Consider the following 24,663-nt stretch of genomic DNA (forward strand, 5'->3'; position numbering starts at 1 on the left):
TTTGAAACTTTAGGTTCAAAACTAAGTCATGGAACTTCGTAGAAGTTCGCTGACGTCCGTACTCACCTAAGGAAAGTCTCAAATAAGTTTTAAACTTAAATTAATAACTACTCTTCGGAGTAGTTTTTTTCATAATACAAAAATTTTCTGAAAATTCCTTTTCTTCTGAAAACCTTTGTGGTATAATCTTAAAATAAACTTAAAATTTCTTGAGGAGATTTACATGAAAAAAAGAAATGTCATTGCACTTGCGGGAGTTGCCCTCCTTTCAGCAGGTATCCTAGCAGCTTGTTCGGGTGGTTCTAAATCATCTAGCTCAAGCAACGGTCAAAAATTCTCATATGTTTATGAGACTGAGCCAGAAAACCTAAACTATATCACATCTGGTAAAGCAGCAACCCACGATATCACTGGAAACTTGATTGATGGTTTGTTTGAAAATGATAAATACGGGAACTTGATTCCATCTCTTGCAAAAGATTGGACAGTTTCGCAAGATGGCTTGACTTATACTTATAAACTTCGTGACGATGCTAAATGGTATGATTCAGAAGGCGAAGAGTATGCGGATGTAACAGCTAAAGATTTCGTCACAGGGATTAAATATGCGGCTGATAACAAATCAGAAATGCTCTACATCATCCAAGATTCTATCAAAGGCTTGAATGACTACGTCAGTGGTAAAAATAAAGATTTCTCAGCTGTAGGAGTAAAAGCAGTTGATGATCATACCCTTCAAATCACTTTGAACCAACCAGAATCTTACTGGAACTCTAAATTGACTCTTGGGATCACTTTCCCTGTCAACGAAAAATTCGTAAAATCAAAAGGGGATAAATTCGCTCAAGCAAGTGATACTAGTTCCCTTCTTTACAATGGTCCTTACATCTTGAAGAGCTTTACTTCAAAATCTTCTATCGAAATGACCAAGAATGAAAACTACTGGGATAAAGACAAGGTCTACGTCTCAGATGTAAAATTGGAATTCTACGATGGACAAGACCAAAGTAAATTGGCCAAATCATTCGGTGAAAATGCTCTTAGCTTGGCAAAACTTTTCCCAACTGGATCTGGTTACTCAGAGCAAGCCAAAGAATTTAAAGATGAAATCACCTACACTCCTCAAGATGCTGCTTCTTATGTCATTGGTACCAACATCGACCGTCAATCTTACAAACACACAGCTAAGAAGACCGATGAAGAAAAACAATCTACTAAGAAAGCCCTCTTGAACAAGGACTTCCGTCAAGCGATCAGCTTTGCCTTCAATCGTGAAGCTTATGCTGCTCAATTGAACGGAAAAGACGGAGCAAGCAAGATCATCCGTAACCTCTACATTCCACCAACATTTGTCCAAGCTGATGGCAAGACCTTCGGTGAAATGGTAAAAACACAATTGGATACCTATGGAGATGAGTGGAAATCTACTAAACTAGATGATGGTCAAAACGGTCTCTTCGATGCGAAGAAAGCGAAGGAAGAGTTTGCAAAAGCGAAGACTGCCTTAGAAGCAGAAGGTGTGAAATTCCCAATTCACATCGATATGCCTGTGGACCAAACCACTCCATCAAGAGTTCAACGGGTGCAATCTTTCAAACAATCAGTTGAAGAAGCGCTTGGTAAAGAAAATGTCGTCATCGATATCCAAATGCTTTCGAAAGAAGACCTTCAAAATGTGACCCTCTTTGCGCCAAATGCGGCTGGCGAAGACTGGGATCTCTCTGATAATGTTGGATGGAGCCCCGACTACCAAGACCCATCAACTTACATGGATATCTTGAAAGCTTCATCTGGTGAAAATACTAAGACTTTCCTTGGATTTGACCCAAGTGAAAACAATGAAGCAGCTAAAAAAGTTGGTCTGTACGACTTTGAAAAGATGATCAAAGATGCTGGTGCTGAAACACAAGACGTCAACAAACGCTATGAAAAATATGCGGCTGCGCAAGCTTGGTTGACTGATAGCGCCCTTGTTATGCCAACTTCTTCATCAACTGGACGTCCATTCTTGACACGTATCGAACCATTCTCAGCTCCATTTGCATGGACTGGTGGTAAAGGAAAAGACCACGTGATCTACAAAGGAATGAAACTCCAAGACAAAGCTGTGACAACTGCTGACTACAACAAAGCCCTTGAAAAATGGCAAAAAGAACAAGCAGAGTCAAATAAAAAATCACAAGAAGATCTTAAGAAACACGTTAAATAAGGATCGATAACCGAGGCTGATGCCTCGGTTTTTTTGTGGATCAGATGAATATCTGTTTGATCTAAAAACGCTTACATAGTATAATGGGAGTGTTGATTACAAAAAGTTAGGAGACTGACATGAAAAAGAAAACAATGGTTTCCATTGTCGCATCGAGCTTACTGATCGCGCCAATGGTTTTGCACCAAGTAGCAGCAGCAGATGAGCAGACAGAAGAGTTAGCACCATCGACAGAAGTGGTGCAAGCTCCATCTACTGAAGCAACACCGAAAGTTAGTGACGCAAGCACTGCCGCTAGTGAAGAAGGGACAAGCTCAAGTGAGGCATCGCTGGATCGGACAGCAGTTGCCAATCAAGCAAACCCTGCTACAGAAGAACACACAAGACAAAGTGAGCCTACGGTCCCAGTAGCAACTCCAGCAGCAACCAACAGGGAAGCAGCCCCTCAATCTGCTCCTCCTTCAGAAGCTCCGGCAACAAGTCAGGATTTGGCAAAGGTCACAGGTAGCACCCTTGCAGAGGATCAGACCTCTAAAGAGTTGACGGTCCAAGATGCTGTTAATGGCTTGCTCCAATGGGCAGCAACAGATCCTAGCCAATTGGGCCAAAGCCAAGCAGATCGCGAACGCTTTGCCAAGAGTTTAGGCTTGATTGAAAAATCAGAAGATCTGACTCGTAAGGTTAGTCAGCCAGAATTGGCCAAGATGTATGAAACAGCTAAGAAACTCTACGATGCCTATCGTGCTGAAAAGAAAAGTCCGCTCTTTTTAAATGGTCGTGCCCAGCCTATTTTCCCTTATACGACGGGAGAAAAAGAAGACCAAGACTACAAATATGAAGACAGCCAAATTGTACGCTTCCCAGTCTATGTCGAAACGGACTATGATACCGATGCAGATGGCAAGCCAGACTTAGTCAAAGCCATTGTTCAATTACCAAAAGCCGTAGCGCAAGGGGATTTTAAGGCAGCCACCATTCTGGAAGCGCGCCCTTACGTAGCGGGGACACTTGATGAAAACTACGTGACCCTTGAAAGTTTGGGGCTTCCAACGGACGGTAGTTACGATATGAAGAAACTGCACAGCCAACCTGCAAAGAGACAGCCAGTAAGCAGTGAAACAACAGTAGAAGCAGCCAAAAAAGCCAAGGCTTCGGATTGGTATTACTACAGTCCCTACGAGTATATCTATGACTACGAAGATCTGAACTGGTACGACTATTTCTTAGTTAGAGGCTATGCCTTTATCTCGAGTGCCGGACTTGGTACCAAGGGATCAGAAGGCTTTAACACGACGGGGTCTGATCTCGAAATCAATGCCTTTAAGAATATTATCGAATGGGTCAATGGCAAACGCAAGGCCTACACCGATAAGACTAGCAATGTTGAAATCAAGGCAGACTGGGCAACAGGCAATGTCGCTATGACAGGTCTCTCCTGGGCTGGAACCACGACCTTTGGTGTGGCAGCGACAGGCGTAGAAGGCCTAAAGACCATCGTTCCGGCAGCAGGAATCGCCTCATGGTATGATTATTTCAATAGCCAAGGTACCCAGTTTGGTAATGCACCTTATAGTGACCTTTCATGGCTCTCCCTTTACGTTAGCACACGGATGCTGGACCAAGACGACTGGGCAGGTATTTGGCAAAACTATTCTAACTACATCAACCAACTGAACAAGGACCAGTACGCCCATGATCGTAACTACAGCGATGTCTGGAAGGAGCGGGATTATACCCTTCATCCAAAAAATCTCAAGACCAGTGCCCTGATCGTCCATGGCTTGAATGATGACAATGTCAAGACCAAACACTTTGAACTCATGTACGATGCCCTCAAGAAAGCAGGACAAGATGTTAAGCTCTATCTCCACCAAGGAGATCACGTCTATCCAGCGGCTATGTCACGGGGATACGGCATCACCGCCAATGGTCAGGACTTTTATGACCTGCTCAATACCTGGCTGACCCATTACCTCTACGGAGTGAACAATCACGTCGAAAGTTTGCCAGCGGTTCTAGCTCAAAATAACTATGATCCAAGCAAATGGACCAGCTATGATAACTGGAAGAGCAGTCAACGTCTCTTCTTGAATGCAAGCTCGAAACGGCTAGAAGAAACCATTTCTAGTGATTATGCGGCTGCAGGTGTTGAGATCGCTAACCGTAATGAAACAGTCAGCAAAGCCTCCTCTAAGGCCAATCTGACCTTTGTTTCTGATGTTACTGAGGACACTACGATCAAGGGACACATCCCCGTTCATTTCAAGGCAGCTCTTGCCAAAGGTCAAGGAAAGAATTTCCAAATCAACGCCCTCTTGGTAGATGTGGCAGATGAGGACTTTGATGTGGTGGGAAATGGAAGCGTCAAGCAAGATAAAACAGCAGACGCTTTCTGGATGGGAAGCAATTTAAGCAACCTATCTGTTGCCGAATACGAAACCATTAAGACCAAGTACAAGGTGATTGCTAAAGGCTGGATCAACCTTGCGAACCCTGAGTCTGGCTACGATTCCGCAAGCTCACGCGCTAGCATCGAGCCTAAAGTGGGAGAATACCACGATTACACAGTTTATCTCCAACCAAATCTTTATACGGTTAAGAAAGGTCACAAGTTAGCGCTTGTTTTCAACACCTATGACCCGTCTGATTTAACGGTGGAGCATCCCTATGAAGTGACATTCAAGACAGATTCTATCCAGGCAGCGATTCCAATTGTCGAAAAGACCCGCGCCCAAAAGGCAGCCTATGTACCGAGTGCAACAGATATAGACTATGCGAACTTGCCAGAAGTTGAAGGGGGTGCTTTAGTCGCTCCAGAAGTACACTACAAGGCAGAATATACGCTTCCAACCCCAGAACACCTTGTCCAACCAAGCCCAAATATTCCTGACAAGGTAGAGGAGATGAAGACAGGATCAGCTACACAAGAGCAACCTCATCTTGCCCTAGCAGTATCCTATATCCCTCAATTTGTTTCACAAGGATTGGTAGAAGATCCTAAGTCTGCGACCTCTGCAGTAGGAAGAGAACAAGCAGACCCTACGCTTCCTCAAACAGGGAGCAAAGATCATGCTCTGGGTCTCTTAGGGGTGATCAGCCTAACAGCTTCTAGTCTCATCTTTTGGCGCAAAAAGAGAGAAGATGCCTGAGGAGTCCCCGTAGCAAATATTTCTAAAATGGCATCATTTAGTGTAAAATAAAAGTAGAAATGCAGAATCAGTAGTCACTACTGAAAAAGGAGGAAATATGGCACACGTAATCACAGATGCAACTTTTGAACAAGAAACCAGCCAAGGCCTTGTCTTGATTGACTTTTGGGCAACTTGGTGCGGTCCATGCCGCATGCAAGCTCCAATCTTGGATCAGTTGGCAGAAGAAGTACATGAAGATGATTTGAAAATCTGTAAGATGGATGTAGATGAAAATCCAAATACAGCACGTCAATTCGGTATCATGTCGATCCCAACTCTTCTCTTTAAAAAAGATGGACAAGTTGTCAAACAAGTGGCTGGAGTTCATACGAAAGCCCAATTGAAAGAAATCATTGCAGAATTGAGCTAAAAAGAAGGGAGTGGGAAAGAACTCCGACTAGTTAAAAAGAGTTCGTTTTCCCACCCCCGTATAGCTTCAACAGTCTGGGAGACTGTTGAAGGTTGTGGATAAAGGAAACTTTGTTTCCCTCATTAGGTTATCTTCGGAGCTTAATAAGCGAACGAAGATACCAATCAACCACTACGTCATACAGTTATTTCTATCAAACATCGAAGGCTGGATAATTTTTTCCAGCTTTTTTTGATGCTCTTTATTTCTTTCAAATAGACGCGATACCCATTGACAGCGCTTTCTTATAGTGCTAAAATGAAGCTGTATTTCCTATAAAATTTTTACAGGAAAAAATTCTCCTAGGAAGATGTCGATCCTAGGAGAACATTACATATAAAGGTTATTGGCCCTCTGTATCTTGGGCTACCCAGACACTGACGGAGCGTTCTGCCACTGGGAATTCAGCAGTACCGTCTTCTTGGACTTGGACGGTTTCGCTACAATTTTCTAGTACATCATAGTAGGTGAGGCCTGCGTAGGATGAGCCGATCTCCATGACTTTTGTAGCAGCTTGGTTATTCGAAATCAAGCAGGCGATTGGTGCTGATTCTTCTGAACCTGAACGTGTCCAACCGATGCAATTAGGATCATCGAAATAGTCCGTTTGTTCCCCATAAGCCAGATCTTTACGAACCCATAAGAGTCGATCGAGGACCCCTTGGAAACTTTCTTGCGCAAATTGGCCCTCGATACCGTAGTAGTCTCCATAGAAGACACAAGGCAAACCAGCTTCACGAAGTAAGATCAAGGCATAGGCTGCAGGCTTAAACCATTCTTGGATCGTAGATTCCAAGGCTTGCCCTCGTTGGGTATCATGGTTGTCCACAAAGGTCACGGCCTGTTCAGGATGATTGAGCGCTAGTGTTCCATCAAAAATAGTTCGAAGGTCGAAATTTTCACCCTCTTGACTAGCTCTGAAGAGATTTTGGTGGAGGGCTACGTCGACCAGGTCATACAGGTAATCAATGCTTTCCAAGTACTCATCGTTGGTTTCTGTGTCGCCATTCCAAAATTCACCAAAGACGTAGAAATCTTCTCCATATTTTTTGGTGATATTATGGATGAAATTCTTCATAAAGAAGGAGTCGATGTGCTTGACTGCATCCAGACGGAAGCCCTCAACCCCTGTTGTTTCGATAAACCATTCAGCCCATTGGTCGAGATTTTCTATAACCTCGGGATGTTTGAAATCGATATCGGCGTACATGAGGTAATCGTAGTTTCCGTTTTCTTTGTCTACCAGATCTCCATGAGCCCAACCTTTGTTGTCCCCTTGGATTTGGTAGATCCCATTCTTATTACGTGAAGCATCGTAGTCAGTGCCGGTGAAGTGGTACCAATGCCAGTGGAAGTCATTATAGGCGCCATTTCGGCCATCAAAGGTGAATTTGGTCCATCCTTGAATGGTGAAGGGCTCAGTGAGGACCTTGTTTCGATCCATTGGATCCACCTCAACGACCTCGAATTCCTCTAAGCCATCGGCAGCAGCTTTATGGTTGAGAACGACATCGGCCATTGGTTGAATCCCTGCATCTTTGAGGGCTTGAATGGCTTGAAGATAATCGTCTTTGAAACCGTATTTGGTACGAACTGTTCCTTTTTGATCGAACTCGCCCAAATCAAAGAGGTCATAGACTCCGTACCCAACGTCATTGTTAGAAGTAGCTTTAAAGGCAGGCGGCATCCAGACCTTGCGAATACCCAAGTCTGCTAAGTGTTGCGCATCTTCAGCAAGACGCGACCAGTGGTTCCCATCAGCGGGCAAATACCACTCAAAATATTGCATTAAGGTTTGATTTTCCATTTTTATTTCTTCTTTCATGTGAATGTCCCTATTTTACCAAAAATAGTTGGATGCGACAAACGTTTGCGCTGGAAGCAAGCCCTTTCTAGAAAAGAAATCGCATACATGAAAGAAATGAAGTGAGAATATAAAAAGTAGCATTTTATTTACGTAGAAATATCAGTCTGGTACATATATTTCTATTCATTTTATAGTTTGATCATATCAAAGGAGGATTGGTTTGAAAGTGAAAACCACCAATAGAGAGAGCATCGAAACGATTTTTACTGAAGCCTTGGCAATCCCAAGCTTTACCAACACTGAGACCGAGCAAGGAATCGAAGCCTACCTGGATCAACGGATTGGCCAGATCCCCTATTTCAAGGAACATCCGGACCACTTTGGGCGCTATCAGGTGCCACAGGATCACTTGCATCGGTCGGTCAATTGGGCTTTGGTCGATAAGGGCAAGAAAAAAACAGTTATCCTTTTCCACCACCATGATACAGTCGATTTAGAAGACTATGGAAGCTTGTCGGAGATCGCACTCGATTCTGATAAAGTTGCAGAAGCCTTGAAAACACTGGATAGACGACCAGATATGCAGGAAGATTTAGCTTCTGGGGAGTGGAAATTTGGCAGAGGGTCTTGCGATATGAAAGCAGCCCTAGCCCTTCAATTGGGGGTTCTAGAAGCCTATGCAGCAGACCCCTCAGAAGGTCAGGTCAATCTGCTCTATCTCTCTGTTGGAGACGAGGAATCCTATTCACGTGGGATGCGGGGAGCTTTGGGTCTCCTCACAGATTTGCAGGAAACCTTTGATCTGAATTATGTATTAGCAGTGGATTCAGAACCCTTTGAATCAGAGGTTGGAAAAGAAAAGGTCCTTCACATTGGCACAGTCGGCAAACTCATGCCAGTCGTTGTGGCGCAAGGCGTCTTGTCCCATATGAAGGAGCCCCTTAAAGGGATCAATGCCTTGTCCCTCTTAGTAGCCATCGCAAGTCAGCTAGATCTTCATCCCGATCTGGCAGATCAGGCCTTGGGAGAAACGTCTCCCCTTCCTTCTTGGTCCTATCTCAGAGATTTGAAGGAGCAGTACGATGTATCGACCGTGCTCTATGCGGCTGGTTATTTCAGTGTATTGCATTTGAAGAAAACACCTCAAGAGCTCTTGCAACGAATCTATGAGCTTAGTCAAGAGGCCTTGGACGCCTTTTACAAGAAGTATGAGCACTTGCAGGATCAGGCTGGCCAAGAACATATTATTGCAAGGCCAAGAGTCATCACCTATCAAGAACTAGAGGAACGTTGCCAAGCCATAGAGGGCTACCAAGCCTTTAGAGAAGCTTCTAATAAAAAAGCGGAGCAAGATTTTCGTAATGGGACCAGCTACCAAAGCCTTGCGATTCAGCAAATCCAGCGACTCCTTGAGTTTCTCGGAGATAAGGATCCTATGGTGGTCATCGGTTTTGCGCCCCCCTATTATCCTTCCATGAATTGCCGCTTTTTAGACAATACCGATTTCAATATTGTGTCCCTCATCACTGATTACCGTGAGTATCTGGACACAAGAGGTTACCTCTTAAAAGTGGAAGAATACTTTATGGGGATTAACGACACCAGTTATTGTGCCTTAGAAAAGGATGTGGCTTCTTATCAAGTCGTCCTAGATAGCCTAGCCACACCAGCCCAGGTCTATGATCTGGATCTGGAAAAAATTGCTCAAATTCAGGTTCCAGCGGTCAATCTAGGCCCTTGGGGCAAAGAATTGCATAAGCGAGGAGAGCGGGTCTACAAAGAAGACTTTTTGGAGATCATTCCAAACTATTTACTAGAATTGCTCTACCATTTCGATGATCGCTTATCAACAGAATAAGAAAAAACGGTCCCAATGAGGATCCATTAGGGAGTTAACATGATTACATTTCACGGAGTTACCAAAGATTACGATGGGCACATTGCCCTCAACCACTTGGATCTGACCATCGAGGATGGGCAAATTGTCGGCTTGATTGGCCACAACGGAGCCGGTAAGTCAACGACGATTAAGAGCCTGGTCAGTGTCATCACCCCAACCACTGGATCGATTGAAGTGGATGGTCAGGACCTCTATAGCCATCGACTGGCGATCAAAAAGAAGATCGGTTATGTGGCAGATTCGCCAGATCTTTTCTTGCGCCTCACAGCCAATGAATTCTGGGAGTTGGTTGCGACCTCTTATGATATGAGTCAGAAAGACTGTGACCAACGCCTAGAGGAGCTTCTTAGGATCTTTGATTTTCAGAGCCACCGCTATGAAGTGATTGAATCCTTTTCACATGGGATGCGCCAGAAGGTCTTCGTCATTGCAGCCCTCTTGTCAGATCCAGATATCTGGGTCTTGGACGAACCGATGACCGGTTTAGACCCACAGGCTTCTTACGATTTAAAACAAATGATGCGCCAGCATGCGGATCGTGGCAAGACGGTTATTTTCTCTACCCACGTCTTAGAAGTGGCTGAACAACTCTGTGATAAAATCGCCATTCTTAAAAAAGGTAATCTTATTTTCTATGGGACGATCGAGGAATTGAAAGGTCAACACCCCGAACAAAGTCTGGAAAGTATCTATCTCAGCCTAGCGGGTCGGAAGGAAGAAGGTGGCGATCATGCGTCTTAAGATCATCCAGCAGCTGGTCAATGTTAATATCATCTATGCCAGTCAGCCTGCTCAGATCGCAAAATTACGTGCCAAACAGGCCAAAAAACCGGACGTCAAACTCGATGTCGCCCGTAAATCAGTGCTCAACTACCTCTTATTAGGATTGGTCTATTTCGTCATATTTGGCTTGCTTTTTAGCATCTATGATTTTGTCCATCAACCAGCCTTCTTTGTCAATATGGTGGCCCTCTTTTCCTTGATGACCATTTCCCAAGGATTTATGAGCTTTTACAATGTCTTTTATGAAAGCAAGGACCTCCAGTTTTACCGGCCCTATGCCTTCTCAGATGCGGAAGTCATTGCTGGAAAGAGTATCTCGGTCATCCTGACCCTTCTCATGGCTATCCTTCCCTTGGTCAGCTATTTTTTGATCCTGCCTGTCCAAGCAGGCGGCTTCAATCCGTTAGGGATCCTGCTTGGCCTCTTTTGTGCCTTAATTCTCTTAGGCGTTCTCTTTTTAGCGACGATCATCCTATCCCATCTGATCACTAAGACCCTATTTTTCAAAAAACACACGACCCTGGTCTCCAACATCATGGTCGGAATTGGTTCTCTTCTGAGTCTAGGAGCTTATCTCTATCTGAATCTAGTCCAGACCCATCGGGTAGAAGTGACAGGGGGCGCAGATATTCCCATTCTATTTCCACCTTTTACGGCCTTTCATCAGTTCATCCTCCATCCTTTTGATGGAGAAGCGATCCTTGGTCTCATGGGCTGGATCCTGGTCCTTCTGGTCTTGATCGGCCTGGTTCGCAAAATCGTGATACCGCAGTTCTATGATGCGGCCCTTGCAGTTGCGACCAACCAAACCGTTAAAGAGCGCGTGAAAGCCATCCATGTGGGCCAGAAAGACTCCTTTAGACAGTTTGTCATTCAGTATCATCGTAGACTCTTGAGCGATGGAACACTTATGGTGCAAGTCCTCTTGATGATGAGTATTCTGCCATATATTTTCCTCCTCAGTGGAGCAGCAGGAGCATCGAAAAATATAGGAGGCCTCAGTCCTTACCTGACGCCCCAGTATCTGGTGCCACTGACCCTTGTTGCCATCTTGATCGGTGTTTTCAATAGTTTTGGAGGCTTGACCAGTATCGGTATTTCGCTAGAGCGCGAAAACTTTGAATACTTGAGATCGCTCCCTATTGATTTTAAACGCTATCTCTTCATGAAGTTTTGGTTGCTCTATCTGGTGCAATCCATCCTTCCTGTCATACTTCTAGTTGGCGTTTGTCTCTATTTTGGCGTCCATCCCTTGGCTATCCTAGCTATGTTATTGATCTGGGTGGTAACAACCATTCCGATCTGCATTCGAGGCTATGTCAAAGATTTTCAAAATTTTAGCACCAATTGGACCAATATCACGGAGTTGATGACCCGTCATCGTGGGAATGCAGTTCTTCAGTCTATTCTCTTGATTGTCTTCCTCTTTGTGATGTTTCTCTTGATCATTGTCAGCTTCATTTGGACCTATCATTCCATCAGCACTCCACTAGCCGTGATCCTTTATAGTGTCATCCTGCTAATTGGAGCTGGGATCAGCTATACCATCTACCGCAAAAAAATCCGCACTCTCTACCAAGAGATCGGACAATAAAAAGAGAGAGTGGGACAGAAATCGGTAATTCGTAAGAATTCGATTTCGTCGTCCCACCTCCGCACAGTTGAGTAGGGCTGTAAAGATGATGAAATCAGCGTAGTAGAGCCTACTCAACTACTGCGTCTTGCTCGACAATCCAAAAACAATAAAGAGGCTAGGACTTTTGTCCCAGCCTCTTTTTTAGTGGAAACTTAAATTTCATAGCCCATGAGGAGCCCGCCTTCTTCGGCATAGAAACTACATAGTCCGGAAGTAGGAAGGACTTCGATGTTTGCACGGGCAAATTTTTCACGGACCAATGCAGAGAACTGCTCGATAAATTTTTCATTGTTGCGGTGGGCAATGGTAATATGTCCGCCATTATAGCCTGCCTTGATTAATTCATCAAAAGCTGCCTTGATCGCTTTCTTTTGGCCCCGTGCTTTTTGAAGCAACTCAAGGGTACCCGTCTTACTAGCTTCGCCGACCATACGGATATTGAGGAGCCCGACAACAGTCCCGATCAATTTGCTGAGACGCCCATTTTTGACCAGATTATCAACCTTGGCCAAAACAAAGAGCAACTTCGTCTTAGACTGGTAGGTCGTGATCACATCGACCACTTGATCAAAATCAAGGCCTTCAGCGACCAACTGATTGAGCTTGCGAACGATCAGGTCCACCTCACCCCCAGCTGACAAGCTATTAATGACGTGGATATTGGTATTCGGATGCTCTTCTAGATAAATCTTCTTGGCCACCTCAGCACTATTGTAGCTACCTGAAAGGGTTCCAGTGATGGTCACAACGACGATATTTTCAGCTCCTTCAAAGGACTTCATATAATCATCTGGACTTGGACAGGCAGACTTAGAAGCTGTCGTAGTCGCATACATCTCTTCCATCATCTGATCGATATTGAGTTGGGCGTCATCTGTATAGATGGTCTCTCCCACTTGGATGGTCAATGGGACACTGACAAACTCCGTATCCGGTGCCAGATTGTCCAAAGAGCGGTAGTCACAGCCTGAATCCGCAATAATTTTCCATTTCATCAGTTCATACCTCATAATTGTTAAAAATGTACATTGACAAGTAGTATGTCTTCTTTTACAATTATATCATGAAGTACAATGCTATCCAAGCAGATATCATCAGGTGAGACAGATAGAAAGTAAATGTTATGGCAGAAAGAAAAATATCTGAGAAATCATTGGAAAATCTCAAACGATTTAACCAAGAAAACAATGCGATTACACGAGAATCCATCGAAATCTCTCTCCTGCAATTGCTGGAGAAAAAAGATCTGAAAAAGATCACTATCTCTGAGCTGGTTCAGCGTGCGGGTGTCTCTCGCGCAGCCTTTTACCGTAATTATGACTCCAAAGAAGAGATTCTAGAGTCCATCTTTCAATCTAGTATCGCAAAGATTACCAAGTCTTTAGATGGCTACAACCTCAAGACAGATCTCTACCAAGTCTGGGTCTACCTCTTTAAGGAAGTCAAGAAAGAAGCCAAAATCATTAGCTTGGCCATTGATTATAATTTTGAGCGACTCTTGACCAAGGCAGTCTATGACTTTTTAGAAAAACGCAATGGCAGCTCCTCGAATGGCGCTGGCAGCTACCTCAATTCCTTCTGGAGCTCAGCCATTGTCTCTGTCATCTCCAAATGGATCAAGGATGGCATGAAGATTCCCGCTGAGAAGATCGCTACGTTAGGCCTACCCCTCTTTCCACAAAAGAAAAAGTAAACACCACCGAGAGGTGGTTTTAAAGTAAACTGCACATCTCCGTAACGAGCTCATATGAATAGATAAAACTGAGCACAGATTGAACAAAGGACAAGAACGATGATCGAAGAACGAATTTTTGCTGCTAAGCAGTATGTGAAAACCTTATTTGCTGATAGATCAGATGGTCATGATGTAGAGCATACCCTCCGCGTCTATAGCAATGCTATGAGAATCGCACAAGCAGAAGGTTCATGTGATCTGGAGATAGTAGGCTTGTCGGCTCTTCTTCACGATGCTGATGATGATAAATTGTTTCATACAGAGAATAATGCGAATGCTCGCATGTTTCTAGAAGAGATCAGTATTCCTCAAGACCAAATCGACCAGATTTGTCGGGTTATCAATGCTGTTTCTTTCAGTAAAAATCGTGGTAAACATCCAGAAACCTTAGAAGGCAAGATTGTCCAGGATGCAGACCGCCTGGATGCGATAGGAGCTGTAGGAATTGCGCGAACTTTTTCCTATGGTGGCTACAAAGGGAGGTCCCTCACTGATACCGTCCAACATTTCCATGACAAGTTGCTTCTCTTAAAAGATGAAATGAACACGGAGACTGCCAAACAAATGGCAGAAAATCGCCATCAGTTTTTAATCACCTTTCTAAAAGAACTAGAGAAGGAACTGGACTGAGTAAAATATTGAAATTAACTTTTATAAAAGACTCGTTTGAAAGGAAGATATGCTAAATAGACTATTGAAAACCCCCATTTTAAGTTGTTCAATTATATTTATTATCTGTTCAGTAGCAAGGCTATTCGAATACTTCTATATGAGGACAGATGAAACCTTTTTATCGTAGAATTTTCTACACAAGCTTTTTGGAATACTTTTATTGTGGGGAATTCTTTCAATTAGCAAATTAAGATGGATAGATATTGGTTTTACACCTAATGGAATAATAAGAGGTATAGGAAATGGCCTACTCTTTGGTTTAGTGTGCTCCATCTTTGCATATACAGTTGAGTGTATTGTTCTCTTGTTTCTTCATGACAATGTTCACTTATCATTTTATGCGAGTGGTTTCTCTTTAACTGATGAAAAAGAATCACAAGCAGGCATCTTGTTTATCTTGTTAAGTGTCTTATTTAACCTGATAAACGTGTGGATGGAAGAAGGAGTTTTTCGTGGCCTTTTCACCAAAATTCTTGAAGGGATTTCTTACCGTAAGAGTCTATTCTTTATAGCCTTCCTATTTGGAATATGGCACTTGGCAATGCCTTTCAGAGATTATCTTCAAGGAGAATCGTCACTCTTAAATCTTATTACCATGGGGATTGGCTATGTTATCCTAGCGGGAATGATGAGCATTAAATGGTCCTTACTATACAAAATGACAGGTTCCTTGTGGCTAGGACTAGGAGATCATCTTTTCAACAATCTTGCTTCAAATCTGGTTCATGTTGTCTCAAATTCTGAATCAGATAGCTTGCAGATAGTGAGAATTATTCTTTGGCAGTTGTTGTCATTTGCAATTGTTTTGAACATTTATAAAAGAAAGTCGAAGACTATAGCGAATCAATAATGAAGCTCTTTTAAGAATTTTTGAATCCTATTACATTTTATGAATCAACGATTTAAAAAATTTTTTATAAGGAACTCTAACAAAAGACCCCTATCTCAAACAGGGGTCTTTCTTTATTCTTGGATCATGGCTAGGAGATCCTCTCCTGTAGTGGTTGGAAGGATCCGGACTCGTTTGAGGGAATAGAGGCCATCAGCGGAGCTGGCGAGTCCATTTTTAGTGGTGAGGCCTAGTTTGTAGTCGGCTTTCTTGGCTTGGTCGATCGTGACCTGGCTGTAGCGACCAGATGGGTAGACGATAACGCTGGTATTTTGATCCAGCACCTTATCCAGCAGGCGTTTAGAAGCGACCAGCTCATTTTTTTGGGTCTCAAGACTGGAATTGGCTAGGTCTGGATGATTGACCGTATGGCTTTCAAAGGTCAAGCCAGCATGTTTCATCTCTTTGATTTGGTCAAAGGTCAGGACATTTTCTTTTTCCTTTTGGGTAAAGTCTGTGATGATATTGTTAGTGGCGGTCATCTTGTACTTCCTAAGAAGCGGATAGACAATAGTATAGAAATCTTCGACGCCATCATCAAAGGTCAACCAGACATATTTCTTTCCTTTTGGCACTTCATTTTTTGCGAGGATGCGATAGGCTTCCTCAGGTGTCAGGGTGTAGTAACCCGCTTTTTTCAGGGCCTTTAGTTGGCTTTCAAAGGTTTCTGGATCGACAATCAGATTGGCATTAGCAGCTTCGGACTCAGCCATATTGTGTACAGAGTGGTACATGAGAATGGGCAGTTTGACCGGCTTTTTCACTCGAGTCCACTCGATAGAGGAGCTACCTTCCTCGAGAGAACGCGTCACGGCAGTGCCACTTGTATTCCCGTCACTTGGCTGAGTGATCCGTTTGATCAGAAGAAAGCTACAAATGAAGATACAGACCAGTAGGAAGGCATTGATTCCAAGTAGGGCTTTGATTTTTTTAGGTACTCTTCGTTTACTCATAGTGTCACCGTTTTCATCATTTTCTCTATTGTACCACAAATTCTATGTTCTTTTCCAGAACTTGCTACAGGCAGATCCTGTCATGAAAATTCAGAATTTTTAAGGCAATTGGCTGTCAAACGCTCAAGTTTTTGTTATAATGGAGCTACTATAGAAAATTCAAGGAGTCAATAGGATGTCTGTTAAGATTGCCTTACTAGGATTTGGTACTGTTGCAAGTGGCGTACCATTTTTATTAAAAGAAAACCATGAAAAAATCACCCAGGCAGCTCAAGATGAAATCGAGATCGCTAAGGTCTTTGTTCGTGATGATGCGGAAAAGGAAAAATTGCAAGCTGCTGGTCACAACTACAACTTTGTGACCAATGTTGATGAGATCATTCAAGACAAAGACATTGCCATCGTTGTCGAATTGATGGGTCGTATCGAGCCAGCTAAGACCTTTATCACCCGTGCCCTGGAAGCAGGCAAGCATGTAGTTTCTGCTAACAAAGACCTTCTTGCCGTTCATGGAAGCGAGTTGCTAGAGATTGCTCAAAAACACCAAGTGGCCCTTTATTATGAAGCTGCCGTAGCTGGTGGGATCCCAATCCTTCGGACCTTGGTGAATTCCCTTGTTTCTGACAAGGTGACCAAAGTGCTCGGTGTGGTCAATGGAACCTCTAACTTCATGATGACAAAAATGGTCGAAGAAGGCTGGACTTATGAAGATGCTTTAGCAGAAGCGCAACGCCTGGGTTACGCTGAAAGTGATCCAACCAACGACGTTGAAGGAATAGATGCTGCCTACAAGATGGTGATCTTGAGCCAGTTCGCTTTTGGAATGAATATCCAATTTGACCAAGTAGGTCACAAAGGAATCAGCCAAATCACTCCTCAAGATGTCTCGGTCGCTCAAAGCCTTGGATATGTCATCAAGCTGGTCGGCTCCATCGTTGAAACAGAGTCAGGGATCGCAGCAGAAGTGACACCAACCTTCCTTCCAAAACAGCATCCACTCGCAGGAGTGAACGACGTTATGAATGCAGTCTATGTAGAATCCATCGGTATTGGGGAGTCTATGTACTACGGACCAGGTGCTGGTCAAAAACCAACTGCGACAAGTGTCGTAGCCGACCTCGTTCGCATTGTCCGTCGACTAAAAGAAGGAACAATCGGTAAAGCCTTCAATGAATACAGCCGCCCTCTTCAATTGGCTAAGCCAGAAGACGTGAAGAACAATTATTACTTCTCAATTAAGGCACCAGATGCGACTGGTCAAATCTTGCGTCTTGCGGAGATCTTTAATGCAGAAGGAGCTTCCTTCAAACAAATCCTCCAAGAAGACTCAGATGGTCAATTTGCAAGTGTCGTCATCATTACTCACCGAGTCAACCAAACACAATTCAAGAACTTGGTTGAAAAATTGGATTCAGAGGCGAATTTCGAACTCTTGAATACCTTTAAAGTCTTGGGAGAATAAGCATGAAAATTATTGTTCCAGCAACCAGTGCCAATGTAGGGCCAGGCTTTGATTCTGTTGGGATTGCCGTGACTCGCTATTTGACTATTGAAGTCCTTGAATCAGCTGATGCTTGGTTTATTGAGCATGATCTAGGAGCAGGGATTCCGACAGATGAGAAAAACCTTTTGCTCTCAACAGCTCTTTCTATTTCAACAGACATGCAACCCCATCGGATCAAGATGACCAGTCAAGTGCCCTTGGCGCGTGGTCTTGGTTCTTCTAGCTCGGTCATTGTCGCAGGGATTGAATTGGCCAACCAATTAGCCAACCTCCAGCTGTCAGATGCTGAGAAATTACGCATCGCGACCGAGATCGAAGGTCATCCAGATAATGTAGCTCCAGCTATTTTTGGAAATATGGTCATCGCGAGCTACATCAGTGAAGATGTCCAATATGTCACGGCTGACTTCCCAAGCTGTGACCTTGTGGCCTTTGTACCGAGCTACCAATTGAAGACCAGTGATAGTCGAAATGTCCTACCGAAAGAATGGTCTTATAAAGAAGCTGTTGCAGCTAGTAGCGTAGCCAATGTCGCTATCGCAGCTCTCCTCAAGGGAGATTTGCTGACGGCCGGTCGCTCTATCGAGTCAGATCATTTCCATGAGCGCTACCGTCAATCTCTTATCAAAGAGTTCCCTCAGGTCAAAGAAGTCGCACATGCGCATGGGGCCTACGCTACCTATCTGTCAGGAGCAGGCCCAACAATCATGAACCTCTTAGCGCCAGAACATACAGCAGCCTTTGTCGCAGCTCTTGAAAAACTCGGGCTAGATGGTCAGATTTTCCAACTTAAAATCGACACATTTGGCGTTCGTGTCGAGAAATAAGACTGAATGTAACACAATTGAAAAAAGGATGTATACTTTTGTATATGTCCTTTTTGCTTCTCCTATGGTAGAATGGAACTGTATGGGGAAAAGCTCAAGCTTTCCCGAAAAGCTAGGGGGAAACATGAAACCAGAATATTTATATAGCATTGCTACCGATCTTGGTCTGCAATTTGATGGCGAAGCTCGTGTGATGTACGGGGAGCGTGAAGGCTTCTTGTTAGTCATTGAAGGCGCTCAAACCAAGAATGTATTTACCATTTCACTCAGTGTGAAACAAGGTTCCGAAGGAGACTTGATCGAAGATAGTGAAATTCTTTGGAATGAATTAAAAGAACAATCAAAAGCCATTAATGCTATCTCTTTTGATGGTTACTTGACCTCGATCGTTGTCAAAGGCGGAATGACCAAAGGCAAGGCTGTCGAAACCTTATGGACAGCCATCCAAGATATTGTTGATTTCTTGCTCAACCACCAATTTGTGCAAGTGAATGCGCAAACGGGTGAGGAAGGACCAATTGGTCTGTATCAAATTGGAGATGCGATCTTCTTAATCGACGATGCAACCTTTAGAGCTTACCAAGCCGAAGTGCAAGATACAGTTGAGGCTTATGAAGCGCGGGAAGAAAACTTCCTCTTAGGGATTGTAGGTGCTGTGATCGGTGTGATCATCGGTGGAGCAGTTGCCCTCTTAGTAGCGCGTCTTGGCTATGTGTCTGTTTTGGCAGGTGCAGCCCTCGGTTATTGTACCATCAAAGGTTATGAGATTCTTGGTAAGAAATTGACTAAAAAAGGTGTGGTAGTTTCAGCTATTTTGATGGTCTTGACCGTCTTTTTGGTCAACCAATTAGATTATACTTTGGCGCTTATGAGTGAACTGGATTTGCCATTTGATATGTCCTGGACGCTTCTCAATGAAGCGACATTCTCAGGGGATGTCCCTGATAAATTTTACTTGAATCTAGGACTCTTAGCTGTCTTCACTCTTGGTGGTGCTTGGATTTCGGTCAAATCAGCTCTAGATGGACAAAAGAATCGTGCCATTGCTCGTAAAATTGCATAATGAATGATAAAAGGAAGGCCTGAATATTATAGGTCTTCTTTTGTTTTTTAGGGTCGAAAAATAGTCAAAAATTTGGTATAATGGTTTGTATTTTATATAGAGAGAGAACAGACAGAAAGATGATTGAAGAAATGAATCAAATTCTTGAAGGGATTGATATCCGTTTTCAAGAACCATTAAAATATTATACCTATACAAAGGTTGGGGGAAATGCTGAATTTCTAGCCTTTCCTCGCAACCAATACGAATTAAAACGCATCGTACGCTTTGCGAACCAGGAGAATATTCCATGGATGGTCCTGGGGAATTCTTCTAATATTATTGTCCGAGATGGGGGCATTCCTGGTTTTGTCATTATGTTTGATCGCTTGCGAGATATCAGTGTGGATGGTTATGTGGTCGAAGCAGAAGCAGGGGCTAAACTCATCGACACCACCCATGTGGCCTTGCACCATAGTTTGAAAGGCTTCGAGTTTGCTAGTGGCATTCCAGGCAGTGTTGGTGGTGCTGTCTTTATGAATGCGGGAGCCTACGGAGGAGAGATTGCTCATGTCCTTGTATCCTGTAAGGTCTTGACCAAAGACGGGGAAATCGAAACTCTGTCAGCGAGTGAACTAGCTTTCGGTTACCGTCATTCTAAGATTCAAGAGACAGGTGCTGTCGTCATCTCTGCCAAATTTGCTTTGTCACCAGGCAATCATGAGCAAATCAAACAGGAGATGGAGCGTTTGACCCATCTACGTCAGTTGAAACAACCCCTTGAATACCCTTCTTGTGGATCTGTCTTTAAGCGTCCTGTCGGTCATTTTGCAGGTCAATTGATCAGCGAAGCAGGTCTGAAAGGCTATCGAATCGGTGGTGTTGAAGTCTCTGAAAAGCATGCTGGTTTTATGGTCAATGTGGACAATGGAACAGCCAAGGACTACGAAGACCTGATCGCCCATGTTATTGAGGCAGTAGAAGCTCACTCAGGCGTTCGTTTAGAACCAGAAGTTCGTATTATCGGTCAAGCCTAAGAACGTTAGTATTGAAGAACAATTGATAGTGTAAACATCGATAGCATCAGTCGGAAAGGGGGTGAGTGCCTATCGATACCGTAAATAGGTGGGGCAGTCTAATAAGTCCCCGAGAGGTATTGGTGGTCTGACAGGTCTTCCTGTCAGCCGCTGCGTTTTCGTTTGAAAAGCAGTTTGGTAATCGTAGTAAAGAAGGAATTTATGTGAATTGAAAAAACCAATTATTGAGTTTAAAAATGTTACAAAGGTCTTTGAAGATAGCGGAACCGTTGTCTTAAAGGATATCAATTTTGAATTGGAAGAAGGGAAGTTCTATACCCTGCTCGGTGCATCTGGATCAGGAAAATCAACTATCCTTAATATCATTGCCGGTCTTTTAGATGCTAGCTCTGGAGATGTCTACCTTGATGGGGAACGGATCAATGATGTCCCTACCAACAAGCGGGATGTCCACACCGTCTTTCAGTCCTATGCCCTGTTTCCGCATATGACAGTCTTTGAAAATGTGGCTTTCCCCCTTCGTTTGAAGAAGGTAGACAAGGCTGAGATCGAACGCCGTGTTTCAGAAGTCTTGAAAATGGTCCAGTTAGCAGGATTTGAAAAACGTTCAATCCAAAAATTATCGGGTGGTCAACGCCAGCGGGTAGCTATTGCCCGGGCTATTATCAATGAACCACGAGTGGTCCTTTTAGATGAGCCCTTGTCTGCACTTGACTTGAAGCTGCGGACAGACATGCAGTATGAGTTGCGAGAATTGCAACAACGCTTGGGAATTACCTTTGTCTTTGTTACCCATGACCAAGAAGAAGCCCTCGCCATGAGTGACTGGATCTTTGTCATGAATGAAGGAGAGATCGTCCAATCTGGTACACCAGTAGATATCTATGATGAACCGATCAACCACTTTGTAGCCACCTTTATCGGGGAGTCCAACATTCTAGATGGGCGTATGATCGAGGACTACTTGGTTGAGTTCAATGGCAAACGCTTTGAAGCCGTCGATGGAGGGATGCGTCCAAATGAACCAGTTGAAGTCGTCATTCGTCCTGAAGACTTGCAAATCACTCTTCCTGAAGAAGGCAAGCTCCAAGTGAAGGTGGACACCCAGCTCTTCCGTGGTGTGCATTACGAGATCATCGCCTATGATGATTTGGGAAATGAGTGGATGATCCACTCCACTCGGAAAGCCATCGTGGGAGAAGTCATCGGGCTAGACTTTGAACCAGAAGATATCCACGTTATGCGTCTCAACGAAACCGAAGAAGAATTCGATGCGCGGATCGAAGAGTACGTTGAAGTGGAAGAGCAAGAAGCTGGTTTGATTAATGCCATTGAGGAGGAAAGAGATGAAGAAAACAACCTCTAATCTATTTATCCTCCCCTATTTCTTGTGGATTTTTCTCTTTGTCTTGGCTCCTGTAGTCATGATCATCTTTCAATCGTTTTTTAACGTTGAAGGGCAGTTTTCACTTGAAAACTACAAAGAGTTCTTTACTTCGCAAAATTTGACCTATTTAAAGATGAGCTTTAATTCGGTCCTTTATGCCGGAATCGTCACCCTGGTGACGCTCTTGATCTCCTACCCGACTGCTTACTTTTTGACGCTGCTCAAACACCGGCAGTTGTGGTTGATGTTGATCGTCTTGCCAACCTGGGTCAATCTCTTGCTCAAGGCCTATGCCTTTATCGGAATCTTTGGTCAAAACGGCTCCATCAATAGCTTTTTAAGCTTTCTCGGAGTCGCTCCCCAGCAGATCCTCTTTACCGATTTCTCCTTTATCTTTGTAGCCAGCTACATCGAGTTGCCTTTCATGATTTTGCCGATCTTTAATGTCTTAGATGACTTAGATCCAAACTTGATTAATGCCAGCTATGATTTGGGAGCCAATCGTTGGGATACCTTCCGTCATGTGGTCTTCCCCTTGTCCATGAATGGAGTCCGCTCAGGTGTGCAGTCTGTCTTTATTCCTAGTCTGAGTCTCTTCATGTTGACACGGATGATCGGTGGAAATCGCGTCATTACCTTAGGGACTGCGATTGAACAGCACTTCCTGACAACACAAAACTGGGGAATGGGTTCTACCATCGGAGTTGTTCTGATCCTTGCTATGCTCTTTACCATGTGGGCAACTAGAGAAAGGAGAGAACGATGAAAAAAGTATCTCATTTCTATCTAGGTTTCGTCTTTCTGATCCTCTATCTTCCTATCTTTTATTTGATCTTTTATGCCTTCAATAAAGGGGGAGATATGAATGCCTTCACAGGCTTCACGCTTGAGCATTTCAATGAATTGTTCGCAGATAGTCGCCTGATGCTGATCTTATCAGAGACCTTCCTCTTGGCCTTTTTGTCAGCCTTGATTGCGACAGTGATTGGAACCTTTGGAGCCATTTATATTTACCAATCGAAGAAGAAGTTAGAAGGTCCTTTGCTCTCCATCAACAACATTCTCATGGTAGCGCCAGACGTTATGATCGGGGCCAGCTTCTTGATTCTCTTTACGACGGTGAAGTACCAGCTAGGTTTCCTATCTGTTCTGGCTAGCCACGTGGCCTTCTCGATTCCTATTGTGGTCTTGATGGTCTTGCCACGACTCAAGGAAATGAACCGGGATATGGTCAATGCTGCCTATGACTTAGGAGCTACCCAAGTGCAAATGCTCAAAGAGATCATGTTGCCGTATCTGACACCAGCCATTATTGCTGGCTACTTTATGGCCTTTACCTATTCGCTTGATGACTTTGCCGTGACCTTCTTTGTAACCGGAAATGGCTTTACAACCTTGTCTGTAGAGATCTACTCACGTGCGCGTCAAGGGATTTCCCTCAGTATCAATGCCTTGTCCGCCCTTGTCTTTCTCTTTAGTGTGCTCTTGGTCATCGGTTATTACTTTATTACCCGTGAAAAGGAGGAAGCAGCATGAAAAAACTTTATTCATTCCTAACAGGGATTGTCCTTGTCATTCTGGTCCTCTGGGGAATTAGCCACCAGATCGAAGCGAGCATGAATACCAAAAATAGTGACAAGCTGGTCATCTACAACTGGGGAGATTATATCGATCCAGACTTGCTCAAGGAATTCACAAAAGAGACAGGGATTCAGGTGCAATATGATACCTTTGATTCCAACGAAGCCATGTACACTAAGATCAAGCAAGGGGGAACCACCTACGATATTGCGATTCCTAGTGAATACATGATTGCCAAGATGATGGATGAGCATCTGGTTGAAAAGTTGGACCAATCTAAGATCAAAGGGATGGAAAATATTGATCCAAAACTGTTGAACCAATCGTTTGATCCGGGTAACCAATATTCAGTACCTTATTTCTGGGGTACCTTGGGGATTGTCTACAATACCAAGATGGTTAAAAATGCTCCTGAACATTGGTCAGATCTCTGGCGTGAAGAGTACAGAAATGACATCATGATGTACGATGGTGCGCGTGAGGTCATGGGAATTGGTCTCAATACCTTGGGCTATAGCCTCAATGAAAAGGATCCAAAGAAATTGCAAGAGGCAGTAGATAAACTCTACACCTTGACGCCAAATATCAAAGCTTTGGTGGCCGATGAGATGAAAGGCTATATGATCCAAAACAATGCGGCTATTGGGGTTACTTTCTCAGGAGAGGCTAGCCAAATGCTCGAAGCCAATAAGGATCTTCGCTATGTCGTTCCAACTGAAGCCAGCAACCTTTGGTTTGATAACATTGTCATTCCAAAAACCGTGAAAAATAAAGAAGCAGCATATGCCTTCATTAACTTCATGCTTCGTCCTAAAAATGCTTTGAAAAATGCTCTTTATGTCGGCTACTCAACGCCAAATAAAAAAGCCAAAGCCATGTTGCCAAAAGAAATCCAAGATGACCAATCCTTCTATCCAAGCGATGAAACACTGGACCATTTGGAAGTCTATCAACAATTAGGCAAGAAATTGCTTGGAGTCTATAACGATCTTTACCTTCAGGTCAAGATGTATCGAAAATAACACAAAAGGAACCTCCGGGTTCCTTTTTGATTGCAGATAAACTCCTCTTAGAAACTTTCCTTAAGTGAGTACGGACGTA

The 24,663-nt window shown here is 43.7% G+C and carries 20 protein-coding genes; 17 read left to right on the top strand and 3 right to left on the bottom strand.

What is annotated here, in order from left to right; genetic code table 11:
* Positions 1–223: 223 nt before the first annotated feature.
* The 3 genes from H7T92_RS08420 to trxA all read left to right on the top strand — a co-directional run bounded on the left by H7T92_RS08420 (position 224) and on the right by trxA (position 5,770).
* Positions 224–2,209 (top strand): peptide ABC transporter substrate-binding protein, encoded by a 1,986-nt coding sequence (locus H7T92_RS08420; RefSeq protein WP_201037525.1) that lies wholly within the window; start codon positions 224–226, stop codon positions 2,207–2,209.
* Positions 2,210–2,328: 119 nt separating this feature from the next.
* On the top strand, positions 2,329–5,358 hold the full coding sequence (locus H7T92_RS08425) for a CocE/NonD family hydrolase (RefSeq protein WP_201037526.1): 3,030 nt from the start codon (positions 2,329–2,331) through the stop codon (positions 5,356–5,358).
* Between the two features lie 97 nt (positions 5,359–5,455).
* Positions 5,456–5,770: a thioredoxin gene (gene trxA, locus H7T92_RS08430; protein WP_003002728.1), complete on the top strand. Its 315-nt coding sequence runs from the start codon at positions 5,456–5,458 to the stop codon at positions 5,768–5,770.
* A 382-nt stretch (positions 5,771–6,152) separates the two neighbouring features.
* Here the strand turns inward: trxA and H7T92_RS08435 are convergent, their stop codons facing one another.
* Positions 6,153–7,634 carry an alpha-amylase gene (locus tag H7T92_RS08435; RefSeq protein ID WP_201037527.1) on the bottom strand — a complete coding sequence of 494 codons (1,482 nt, stop codon included), beginning with the start codon at positions 7,632–7,634 and terminating at the stop codon, positions 6,153–6,155.
* A gap of 208 nt (positions 7,635–7,842) precedes the next feature.
* On the opposite strand from H7T92_RS08435, the gene H7T92_RS08440 reads away from it, so the two are divergent.
* From H7T92_RS08440 to H7T92_RS08450, 3 genes are read left to right on the top strand one after another with little or no spacing between them, the layout of a single operon-like run.
* Positions 7,843–9,474 (top strand): M20/M25/M40 family metallo-hydrolase, encoded by a 1,632-nt coding sequence (locus H7T92_RS08440; RefSeq protein WP_201037583.1) that lies wholly within the window; start codon positions 7,843–7,845, stop codon positions 9,472–9,474.
* Between the two features lie 39 nt (positions 9,475–9,513).
* Complete coding sequence (locus tag H7T92_RS08445; protein WP_003010968.1) at positions 9,514–10,257, top strand: ABC transporter ATP-binding protein; 744 nt, start codon at positions 9,514–9,516, stop codon at positions 10,255–10,257.
* The gene (locus H7T92_RS08450; RefSeq protein WP_201037528.1) at positions 10,247–11,893 is read left to right on the top strand and encodes a hypothetical protein; all 1,647 of its coding nucleotides are present in this window, start codon (positions 10,247–10,249) and stop codon (positions 11,891–11,893) included. The genes H7T92_RS08445 and H7T92_RS08450 overlap by 11 nt, the downstream gene beginning before the upstream one ends.
* A gap of 194 nt (positions 11,894–12,087) precedes the next feature.
* On the opposite strand, the gene H7T92_RS08455 is transcribed toward H7T92_RS08450, so the two are convergent.
* The gene (locus H7T92_RS08455; RefSeq protein ID WP_155167635.1) at positions 12,088–12,930 is read right to left on the bottom strand and encodes a DegV family protein; all 843 of its coding nucleotides are present in this window, start codon (positions 12,928–12,930) and stop codon (positions 12,088–12,090) included.
* Between the two features lie 128 nt (positions 12,931–13,058).
* Here H7T92_RS08455 and H7T92_RS08460 point away from each other — a divergent pair, with 128 nt between their 5' ends.
* From H7T92_RS08460 to H7T92_RS08470, 3 genes are all read left to right on the top strand, one after another.
* Complete coding sequence (locus H7T92_RS08460; protein ID WP_013903748.1) at positions 13,059–13,628, top strand: TetR/AcrR family transcriptional regulator; 570 nt, start codon at positions 13,059–13,061, stop codon at positions 13,626–13,628.
* A 99-nt stretch (positions 13,629–13,727) separates the two neighbouring features.
* Positions 13,728–14,300 (top strand): HD domain-containing protein, encoded by a 573-nt coding sequence (locus tag H7T92_RS08465; protein WP_201037529.1) that lies wholly within the window; start codon positions 13,728–13,730, stop codon positions 14,298–14,300.
* A 202-nt stretch (positions 14,301–14,502) separates the two neighbouring features.
* Complete coding sequence (locus tag H7T92_RS08470) at positions 14,503–15,192, top strand: CPBP family intramembrane glutamic endopeptidase (protein WP_260314296.1); 690 nt, start codon at positions 14,503–14,505, stop codon at positions 15,190–15,192.
* A gap of 113 nt (positions 15,193–15,305) precedes the next feature.
* Here H7T92_RS08470 and H7T92_RS08475 read toward each other — a convergent pair whose 3' ends face one another.
* Positions 15,306–16,184, bottom strand: a complete 879-nt coding sequence (locus H7T92_RS08475) for a polysaccharide deacetylase family protein (RefSeq protein ID WP_250317750.1) — start codon at positions 16,182–16,184, stop codon at positions 15,306–15,308.
* Positions 16,185–16,359: 175 nt separating this feature from the next.
* Here H7T92_RS08475 and H7T92_RS08480 point away from each other — a divergent pair, with 175 nt between their 5' ends.
* The 8 genes from H7T92_RS08480 to H7T92_RS08515 all read left to right on the top strand — a co-directional run bounded on the left by H7T92_RS08480 (position 16,360) and on the right by H7T92_RS08515 (position 24,584).
* Positions 16,360–17,646 carry a homoserine dehydrogenase gene (locus H7T92_RS08480; protein WP_070466149.1) on the top strand — a complete coding sequence of 429 codons (1,287 nt, stop codon included), beginning with the start codon at positions 16,360–16,362 and terminating at the stop codon, positions 17,644–17,646.
* 2 nt (positions 17,647–17,648) lie between these two features.
* Positions 17,649–18,515 carry a homoserine kinase gene (gene thrB, locus H7T92_RS08485; protein WP_201037531.1) on the top strand — a complete coding sequence of 289 codons (867 nt, stop codon included), beginning with the start codon at positions 17,649–17,651 and terminating at the stop codon, positions 18,513–18,515.
* 82 nt (positions 18,516–18,597) lie between these two features.
* Positions 18,598–19,578 (top strand): hypothetical protein, encoded by a 981-nt coding sequence (locus H7T92_RS08490; RefSeq protein ID WP_201037584.1) that lies wholly within the window; start codon positions 18,598–18,600, stop codon positions 19,576–19,578.
* 119 nt (positions 19,579–19,697) lie between these two features.
* Positions 19,698–20,594: a UDP-N-acetylmuramate dehydrogenase gene (murB, locus tag H7T92_RS08495; protein ID WP_201037532.1), complete on the top strand. Its 897-nt coding sequence runs from the start codon at positions 19,698–19,700 to the stop codon at positions 20,592–20,594.
* Positions 20,595–20,802: 208 nt separating this feature from the next.
* Complete coding sequence (locus H7T92_RS08500) at positions 20,803–21,960, top strand: ABC transporter ATP-binding protein (protein WP_049472556.1); 1,158 nt, start codon at positions 20,803–20,805, stop codon at positions 21,958–21,960.
* A complete protein-coding gene (locus H7T92_RS08505; RefSeq protein WP_003011144.1) occupies positions 21,941–22,747 on the top strand; it encodes an ABC transporter permease in 807 nt (268 codons plus the stop codon). Before H7T92_RS08500 ends, H7T92_RS08505 begins: the two co-directional genes overlap by 20 nt.
* Entirely contained in the window at positions 22,744–23,517 is a 774-nt protein-coding gene (locus tag H7T92_RS08510; protein ID WP_003002847.1) for an ABC transporter permease, read from the top strand. Before H7T92_RS08505 ends, H7T92_RS08510 begins: the two co-directional genes overlap by 4 nt.
* A complete protein-coding gene (locus H7T92_RS08515; protein ID WP_031573562.1) occupies positions 23,514–24,584 on the top strand; it encodes an ABC transporter substrate-binding protein in 1,071 nt (356 codons plus the stop codon). The genes H7T92_RS08510 and H7T92_RS08515 overlap by 4 nt, the downstream gene beginning before the upstream one ends.
* Positions 24,585–24,663 lie beyond the last annotated feature (79 nt).

Source organism: Streptococcus parasanguinis (genome assembly GCF_016648855.1).
Taxonomy (GTDB): domain Bacteria; phylum Bacillota; class Bacilli; order Lactobacillales; family Streptococcaceae; genus Streptococcus; species Streptococcus parasanguinis_L.